General features: G+C 56.9%; 8 protein-coding genes. 2 read left to right on the top strand and 6 right to left on the bottom strand.

Going from position 1 to position 8,144, the window contains the following annotated elements; genetic code table 11:
* On the bottom strand, positions 1-288 hold a 288-nt coding region (locus LD28_RS0121670), incomplete at its 3' end, for an SRPBCC family protein (protein WP_033138941.1).
* A 161-nt stretch (positions 289-449) separates the two neighbouring features.
* Between LD28_RS0121670 and LD28_RS0121675 the strand changes: the two genes are divergently transcribed.
* Positions 450-869, top strand: coding sequence for a GNAT family N-acetyltransferase (locus tag LD28_RS0121675; protein ID WP_033138942.1), 420 nt, complete (start codon positions 450-452; stop codon positions 867-869).
* On the opposite strand, the gene LD28_RS0121680 is transcribed toward LD28_RS0121675, so the two are convergent.
* The 5 genes from LD28_RS0121680 to LD28_RS0121700 all read right to left on the bottom strand — a co-directional run bounded on the left by LD28_RS0121680 (position 859) and on the right by LD28_RS0121700 (position 6,659).
* Positions 859-1,377, bottom strand: coding sequence for a hypothetical protein (locus tag LD28_RS0121680; RefSeq protein ID WP_033138943.1), 519 nt, complete (start codon positions 1,375-1,377; stop codon positions 859-861). The genes LD28_RS0121675 and LD28_RS0121680 overlap by 11 nt on opposite strands.
* A gap of 10 nt (positions 1,378-1,387) precedes the next feature.
* On the bottom strand, positions 1,388-2,188 hold the full coding sequence (locus tag LD28_RS0121685) for a winged helix-turn-helix domain-containing protein (RefSeq protein WP_033138944.1): 801 nt from the start codon (positions 2,186-2,188) through the stop codon (positions 1,388-1,390).
* A 378-nt stretch (positions 2,189-2,566) separates the two neighbouring features.
* Positions 2,567-4,093 carry a methyl-accepting chemotaxis protein gene (locus tag LD28_RS0121690; RefSeq protein ID WP_033138945.1) on the bottom strand — a complete coding sequence of 509 codons (1,527 nt, stop codon included), beginning with the start codon at positions 4,091-4,093 and terminating at the stop codon, positions 2,567-2,569.
* Between the two features lie 40 nt (positions 4,094-4,133).
* Complete coding sequence (locus LD28_RS0121695; protein ID WP_033138948.1) at positions 4,134-4,865, bottom strand: transporter substrate-binding domain-containing protein; 732 nt, start codon at positions 4,863-4,865, stop codon at positions 4,134-4,136.
* 555 nt (positions 4,866-5,420) lie between these two features.
* On the bottom strand, positions 5,421-6,659 hold the full coding sequence (locus LD28_RS0121700) for a uracil-xanthine permease family protein (RefSeq protein ID WP_033138946.1): 1,239 nt from the start codon (positions 6,657-6,659) through the stop codon (positions 5,421-5,423).
* 307 nt (positions 6,660-6,966) lie between these two features.
* On the opposite strand from LD28_RS0121700, the gene LD28_RS0121705 reads away from it, so the two are divergent.
* Positions 6,967-8,144, top strand: a 1,178-nt coding sequence (locus LD28_RS0121705; protein WP_033138947.1) for a Hint domain-containing protein, incomplete at its 3' end; no start/stop codon positions are given.

Consider the following 8,144-nt stretch of genomic DNA (forward strand, 5'->3'; position numbering starts at 1 on the left):
AACCTGGGTCTTCTGCTGACGGATGTGGGGCAAGTTGGGCGGGAAATTCCAGCTAAAACTGAGCAGGTCATAGGGCATGACAGCCATCACCCGGCACCCTTCGCTGCCACGTTCGCCCAAGGGGGCATCAGGCCTGAAATAGATCTCGAACGGGCCATTCGGTTCGGCCACCATCAAACATTCGGGAGCCAGAAAACTGCGCAGACCGCTTTCGGTGGTCCAGGCGTGCCAGACATCATCTATGTGCGCCGGAACAAAAATGTTGCCTTCAATCTGTTTATTGTCCATAAATCAGCGATCCTCAAGCCATCCATACATGGGACTCCGGCAGTATAGCCTCATGGCAAATACAATGGACAGCGCTTAATCACACCCTTGTCATTTGCATCAAATTAACCTGCCGCCGCGCGGCTGCCTCAGCGAACAGCGGCTTGCTCCGGGAGGGCATCATGATCCGGCTCATGGAAGAACGAGACATTCCCCAACTGGCCCGGCTGTTTTTAAAGTGCCGCCGCCACACCTTTCACTGGGTCGATTCCGCCCGCTTTCAGCTCGAGGATTTCGAAGCGCAGACCAAGGGAGAGCAGGTATGGGTTGCCGAACAGGGGGGCAATATCTGCGGCTTCATCGCCATCTGGCAGCCCGACCATTTCATCCATCATCTCTATGTGTCAAACGACTGGCACGGTCAGGGGATAGGGCGCGCCCTGCTTGAACGGGGCCTCGCTGATTCGCCGCATGGTGCGCTCAAGGTGGCAATCCGCAACACGGCGGCGGTGGCCTTCTACCATCGGCTTGGCTGGCAAAATAGTGACGAGACCGGATACTGCGAGGTCACCGGCCCCTGGTGCAAGTTGCTTAGAAACTAGCGGGGCGCCCAGCGCCTGCACTTTGCGGCTGAACTGGCACCAACGGTGCCGGGGGGAAAAACCAGCGGTAGAGATCGAACCAGCCATCCCGCTGGGCAATCACGACCTCATGTACCGGGTCTCGTTGGAAGATCGCCACCTTGTTTTCGGTCACCGGCACCCAGGCGTAATTGACCAGCGCATATTGCGACTGGATCAGGTTGTACTCATTGAGATAGGAGTCATCGTTACCCGACTCATGCAGTTGGGTACGACTGTCGATGAGGTAAACAAGCTGGTTGAAGAAGGTAAATTGAAAGCCGGTCACCCGCCACTTCTCCTTGGTCGCCTCCTCCTCTTCAATCACGGTGATTTTTCCCCAGCGACACACCCCGTGATAGTTGACTCCATTGGCCGACATCTTCAGGTCGTAATGACAACCCAGACTGTTGATAAACATCCCGACCACAAACAGCAGCACGAAAAGCAGTGGCAACAACAGTAAGGTATTTTTCAGCGTTCGTTTCATCAGTTATCCCTTACAGCGTTTTTTCGAGCTCTTTATAGGAGATCACGCGCACTTTATGACCCGAGATCAATACCAACGATGCAGGCTTGACCACCGGCACCTCGCTCTTGGCCTCCATTTGACAGACGACGCCGGTCGACGAATCAGCGCAATGCACATGGAGCCACTCGAAATGGAGATAGCTGGCGGCAAACACCACCAGCACTCCCAGCACCAGATTGGCATACATCAGCGTCTTGGCCAGCATCGGCCGACCGATACAGCTTAAAAAGGCGAGTTTGAGGCGCAGCCCTAGCGAACGTGAAGTGGCTGGAATCGCCTCGACTGTTGCGGCATTGGCTGGCAGAGCAGGTGGATTTACCACAACTGGCGCAGCAGCAGATTGCTCGCCCTCGGAAACGGGCGACATATGAAGCCCGCCCTCGTCTAACGCCAGTTTACCGTAGTAGGTTTTCACCTTGCAGTTGAGGTGCAGAGAGTAGCCTTTTTTCGGCGTACTTCTGATATCCAGCGTCTGGGGAGATGAGACAAAGTGACGGCGGATGTTGGCAATGGCCACGTTCAGCGAATTGGGGCTGATGGGACGACCCAACCACCCGATATCGAGCAGCAGCTCCTTGTCGCAAACCTCGTCGTGATGATCGAGCAAATAACTGAAAATCAGGCTCTCTGCCGATGACAACCTAACTACCTTGGCACTCTGCAAGTTGCCTTTATCGGCACAGAAGATCAGTTCTCGCCTTTTGAGATCAAAAACATAATCACCGAAGTGATAGGCTGATATGTTATTGCCTGCTGCAACACCTGTCATATCAACCACCTTGATTTATATGCATTCATCATGAAGAAGAGTGTATCCACGCCTGATGATGCCCAATGGCGACCCAGCGCTGGCTGTAATTAAGCGAAATTCTAATAGGTCGGGATCAGCGGCACAATAGGTGCTGGCAAGCATGGTAGAGGAAAATGAAACAATGCGTCTGCCGCTGTCGGTATGCGATCCGAACAGACCATGAGGCTGATGGTTAACAGGTGATTCTGCCACTTAAACCAGTTACCGGGGCGCAGCAAAACCGAATCACTCCCCCCATGACCAGGTCACTCATCCCTGCTATCTCCACCGCCCTGCCAAGCCTTGAAATTATCCCCCATGGATGGTGTACCCACGGGGGACGAGCAATATCGCCTGCTAGACGCGGAACTGCTTGAGCAATGTATCGAGCTGGGCCGATAGCTGACGCAGATCGCTGCTGGCCTCGGCAACCTGTGCCACTCTGGCCGCCCCCTCGCTGTTCAGGGTGGCAATCCTGTTGACGCTGTGGCTGACCCCCTCTGCCACCGAGTGCTGCTCTTCCGACGCCTGTGCAATGTACATGTTCATTTCGCGGATCAGGCTGACCTGATTTTTAATCTTCTCCACCGAGACCTGCACATCTGCCGCCTCGATGCCCGCCTGTGATGCCTTATCCTGGCTCAGCTGCATCCCGGCCCCGACATTCTGGGTTGCCTGTTGCAACCGCTTGATGCTGGCACTGATCTCTTCGGTTGACTGGCGAGTGCGGCCCGACAGGGTGCGCACCTCATCCGCCACCACTGCAAAACCGCGCCCCTGATCGCCAGCCCGCGCCGCCTCGATGGCGGCATTGAGGGCAAGCAAATTGGTCTGTTCGGCAATCCCGTTGATCACTTCAATGATGTTGCCAATGCTGTTGCTCTCGGTCGAGAGGGAGCGCATCAACATGGCCACCCGTTCCACCTCACCCACCAGTTGGTGGATAGCCTCATTGGCATGGCCCGCCAGATTGTATCCCTGCTCCACATAGAGGTTGGCCTCATCGGTGGCGCTGGAGGTTTTCACCGCGTTACCTGCCACCTCCTGCACCGCCTGGCTCATTTCGGTAATGGCGGTCGCGACCTGATCCAGCTCAGACTGCTGGGCATCACTACCTAGCCGGGTATCTGCCGAGAGGGAGTCACAGCGCTCGGCAGTCTGCAGCACACCGGCAGAGAGCTCGTTGATCTCGGCCACCATCTCCTGCAGCTTGGCAATAAAGTGATTGATGTTGGTGGCCAGCGCGCCCATCTCATCCTGACGGCGGATCTTGAGACGCTGGGTCAGATCCCCCTCCCCTCGGGCCAGATCGAACACAGCTTGATTCATCTGGTGGAGCGGCCGGAGCACATTGCGGTGGATGAGTACCATCAACAGCACAATGATGCAGAGATCGAGCACCACAATTTGCCAGATGGTGGTGATCAACAACTGACGCAAATGTGCCTGAATGGCTAAATCGCTGGTTTGCACCAGCAGCTTGGCCACCGTGGTTTTCTGTCCGCTGTCGTCATAAACCAGATCGTGAGCACTGTATGCGGCACTATCAGCAGGCAGCGCAGCCACGGGGGCTATGCCACCTGCACCATCGCGGGCAAAACCGGCCACCAGCTTATCCTTGCTCACCACCAGAAGGGTACTCAACATATCGGCGGCCAGCTCGGACTTGAGCGATGCCTCGATAAAGGCCGATTCATAATTCCACAGCGGGCCAGGCAGGGAGAGTTGCAGCCGCTTGATAGCCTGATCGACCAACTGAGCCTGCTTGCTGTAGCTCTCCATCCTGGCGGCGCTGTAGTTATAACCGCCAAACAACACCAATAGCAGACTCACCGACAGGGAGGTCAGCACGGCAATCCTGAACTTCAGACTTTTCCAATCCATGGCTTCCTCCCGGTATTAACGGCAGCCGGTGCAGTGCGACTTATTGGTACTTGGCGTTGATCTTGTCGATGGTGCCATCCGCCTTCATGGCAGCCAGGATCGCATTCAACTTGGTAATCAGTTCGTCGGGCGTATCCTTGTTAAACGCCAAACTCATCTGGGTTTCCTTGAACACGAAGACCGACTTGGGTGAGGCCACTTTCTCCTTGTTGGCCAGATAGGGGGCCAGATACTGACCGGTCGCCCAGAGATCGATGCGTCCCGCCTCCAGTTTTTTCACGTTGGCGGTGTCGTTGGCCGCAAGCTGCAACTTGGAAAATCCCTGCGCCTTGAGATACTCGGCAGCCGCATCGCCGTTATAGCCCCCCACCGAATACTGCTTGGCATCTTCCAGCGACTTGACCGTGATATTGGCTGTCGCACTGGAGAAGAAAACCCAGTTGTTATTGACCAGCGGCCCTACCCACTTGAACAAGGCCTCCCGTTCAGGGGTACGCGTCGTGGAGTAAAGCGCAGTGTTGGGCGTACCGAGGGTATCTTCATAAGCCCGCTTCCAAGGCATCAGGGTCAGTTTGTACTCCACACCGGCACGTTTCAGCAGCTCTTCGACGACCTCGGTGGAGAGGCCGACAATCTTGCCCCCCTCCCCTTGCATGTTAAAAGGCGGGTAATCTTCGGTCATCACGTTCAGTGGTGCCGCCTGAACTGCTCCCATTGTCAGCATTGAAGAGACTGAAAACAGGGCTCCTTTCCACAACAGTTGATAGTTCATCGCAACCTCGCTTTGCTTGCCATTCATCCCTGTATTCCAGACATGATGGATGGCTGGAATGTCATGACCCAGACAGGGTCGTGCCGGTTTCCACGGCTCGCTGCCCACCCGATGTGCAGCAGCAAACAGATCCGGATTTCGCCAGCACGTGACTGAGTGCACCGGCGAGAGAGGCTCATGGCGAACGGAGGTGGGATACATGCCAAAACAGCATGAGAGGAGAGTGTGGACAGGGGCGGATAAAACCGATGTCGTGCAACAGCGCCGTGGCAGAGGAGAAGCGCATCGTTCCATGACAGGGGCTTGGGAGAAAAATGATTGAAAACGCCAACATCCATTTTCCCATACTGCTCGAGGTAACCTCAGAGCCAAACCTGTCCTTTAGCTAAGGTCACGAAAAGCGATACGTCAAATAGCGTGGCTAACCCCCTCATCTGCTTCCACATTACGCTCCTGATGGGCTCAGCCGAGCCGAAAAGCGGCGTAAGAGACCCGAAAAACAGAAGGCCACCGCGAGGTGGCCTTCCGGATATCAAATGACATGTCTGGCGACACTCAATCCTTGGCGGCGTCCATCACACCCTCTTCGGAGTGAACAGGCAGGATCAGGTTGAGCAGAATGGCGGCAACGGAGGCCAGACCAACACCGGCCAGGGCGAAGTCACCGATCTTCATCTCCAGCGCACCGACACCCACGGTCAGGGTCACGGCGACGATGGCGATATTGCGTGACAGCCCCAGATCCACCTTGGATTCCACCAGAGTCTTGAGACCGATGGCCGCGATGGATCCGAACAGCAGCAGCATGATACCGCCCATCACCGGCATAGGGATGGAGGTGAGCAGCGCATTGAACTTGCCGAAGAAGGCCAGAATGATGGCAAACACGGCGGCCCAGGTCATGGTGACCGGGTTGAAGTTGCGGGTGATCATCACGGCACCGGTCACTTCGGCGTAGGTGGTCACGGGAGGGCCACCGATGAAACCGGCGAAGCAGACGCCGATACCGTCACCGGCCAGCGTACGGTGCAGGCCCGGGTTCTTGGTGTAGTCCTGTCCGGTTACCCCACCGATGGCCAGCACGCCACCGATATGCTCGATACAGGGGGCAATGGCGACCGGCAGCATAAACAGGGCAGCAGCCCAGTTGATCTCCGGGGTTTCAAAGTGAGGCAGCGCCAGCCAGGGGGTGTTGACCAGACCGTCGAAGTTCACCTGGCCCATCAGCACGGCAGAGACATAACCGGCGATAACACCGCACAGGATGGGGATCAGCTTGATCCACCCCTTGCAGAACACCGCAGCAATCAGGGTCACTGCCAGCGAGATACCGGCCAGCGTCAGCGCGGTCCCCGCAGGCACCACCTGCTCACCACCGGCACGGCCCATCGCCATGTTGCAGGCAACCTGCGCCACGGAGAGGCCGATCACCATGATCACCGGGCCAATCACCACAGGGGGCAGCAATTTGTGCACAAACCCCATCCCTTTTGCCCGGATCAGCGCAGCCAGAATGAAATACATAAAACCGGCGGCAAACAGGCCAAACATGGTGGATGGCAATCCCCAGGTCTGGGTGGCGTAGATGATGGGGGCGATGAAGGCAAAGCTGGAACCGAGGAAAATCGGGACCTGGCGGCGAGTGCAGAGCTGGAACAACAGGGTGCCCACACCAGCGCCAAGCAGGGCCATGGAGGGGTTCAATCCGGTGAGCAGGGGCACCAGAACCATGGCACCGAAGGCGACAAACAGGATTTGCAGCCCGGCGACACTTTGCTTGACTAAGGAAAACATGGATGTCCTTAATTTTTTGACAACTGACAGGGATATTTATCACTTTTCAGTTATCACAAGACTTTTTCAAGGCACAAAATGAACACAAAAGCGTCACCTGTTACCTTTTACTGCTTGGGGAGGGCATGAAACTGGCTTTTTAGGCGGGATTCGTTGCTACAAGCATCGAGTATGCGATTTTACGCATTATTGTGGCAAACGCCAATCGTTTTTCCATCATGTTTATTGTGTACATGGTCTGACAGGCCCACCATCCGTGGTCACTCTATAATGGAACCTGTGAACCAAGATGGACAAGGAGTCCCCCATGTCACAACCTCCATTCAAAGCCAGCCAGCGCAGACTACTGCTTGGCTCGGCCATCGCACTCGCCCTGTTTGCGACCCCCTTCAGTTATGATTTCACCCACCATGAGTGGCAAATGAATCAGGCTTATGCCAGTTCCTGCTTTATCGCTGGCACCCGCATTACGATGGCGGATGGTTCCACCCGCCCCATCGAAACGCTCCGGGCAGGGGAACAGGTGCTGGATCAGCATGGCGGCAGTAACCGGATCCTGGCGGTCGAGCACGTTGTGCTGGGCGGACGCAGACTCTACGGGATCAACAATCTGGCCCCATTCTTTACTGCAGAGCACCCTCTGCTGACCACTCGTGGCTGGGCGGCCATCTCCCCCGCCATGACCCGAATCGAAAATCCGCAGTTGACGGTGCTACCGCTATTTACCGGCATGCAAATACTGTGTCGCCCTGCACATGGCATCGTGACAGGCAACCTGGCCCTGCAACCCCAACCTGAGCAACTGCTGGTGGAGTCTCTCTCCTGGATCGAGGCTCCCCCAACCACTGCGCTCTTCAATCTGCTGCTCGATGGCAGCCACAGCTATATCGCCAATGAGCTGATCGTTCACAACAAAGATGGCGACGGGGGTGGCGGCAGCGATAGCGGCGGTGGCAGCGATAGCGGCGGCGGCAGCGATAGCGGCGGAGGTAGCGACAGCGGCGGCGGCAGCAATAGCGGCGGCGGCAACAGCGGCGGCGGCAACAGCGGCGGTGGCAGCGACAGCGGCGGCGGCAGCGATAGCGGCGGTGGCAGCGATAGCGGCGGCAGCAGCAATAGCGGCGGTGGCAGCGATAGCGGCGGTGGCAGCAATAGCGGCGGCGGCAGCAATCGCGGCGGCAACGATAGAGGCAGCGGCGGTGACCACGAGAGCGGCCAGAGCGAGCATGCAGGCGGCGAGCGGCATGGCGGTGGGGAACAACACGCGGGTGGCGAACGCCATGGCGGCCGTGGGTTTGGCAATGGTGTTGATGACAACGGTGTAGATGCCGTCGATGCCAACGGCAACAAACTCAGAGGCGATGGTACGGTCGATGACAACGGTGTAGATGCCGTCGATGCCAATGGCAACAAACTCAGAGGCGATGGTACGGTCGATGATAACGGCGTGGATGCCGTCGATGCCAATGGCAACAAACTCAGAGG

Source organism: Aeromonas finlandensis (assembly GCF_000764645.1).
GTDB classification, from domain to species: domain Bacteria; phylum Pseudomonadota; class Gammaproteobacteria; order Enterobacterales; family Aeromonadaceae; genus Aeromonas; species Aeromonas finlandensis.

Excerpts from the sequence above, each read along its gene's own strand:
- LD28_RS0121675 (WP_033138942.1), top strand. The coding sequence starts at position 450 with ATGATCCGGCTCATGGAAGAACGAGACATTCCCCAACTGGCCCGGCTG.
- LD28_RS0121680 (WP_033138943.1), bottom strand. The coding sequence starts at position 1,377 with ATGAAACGAACGCTGAAAAATACCTTACTGTTGTTGCCACTGCTTTTC.
- LD28_RS0121685 (WP_033138944.1), bottom strand. The coding sequence starts at position 2,188 with ATGACAGGTGTTGCAGCAGGCAATAACATATCAGCCTATCACTTCGGT.
- LD28_RS0121690 (WP_033138945.1), bottom strand. The coding sequence starts at position 4,093 with ATGGATTGGAAAAGTCTGAAGTTCAGGATTGCCGTGCTGACCTCCCTG.
- LD28_RS0121695 (WP_033138948.1), bottom strand. The coding sequence starts at position 4,865 with ATGAACTATCAACTGTTGTGGAAAGGAGCCCTGTTTTCAGTCTCTTCA.
- LD28_RS0121700 (WP_033138946.1), bottom strand. The coding sequence starts at position 6,659 with ATGTTTTCCTTAGTCAAGCAAAGTGTCGCCGGGCTGCAAATCCTGTTT.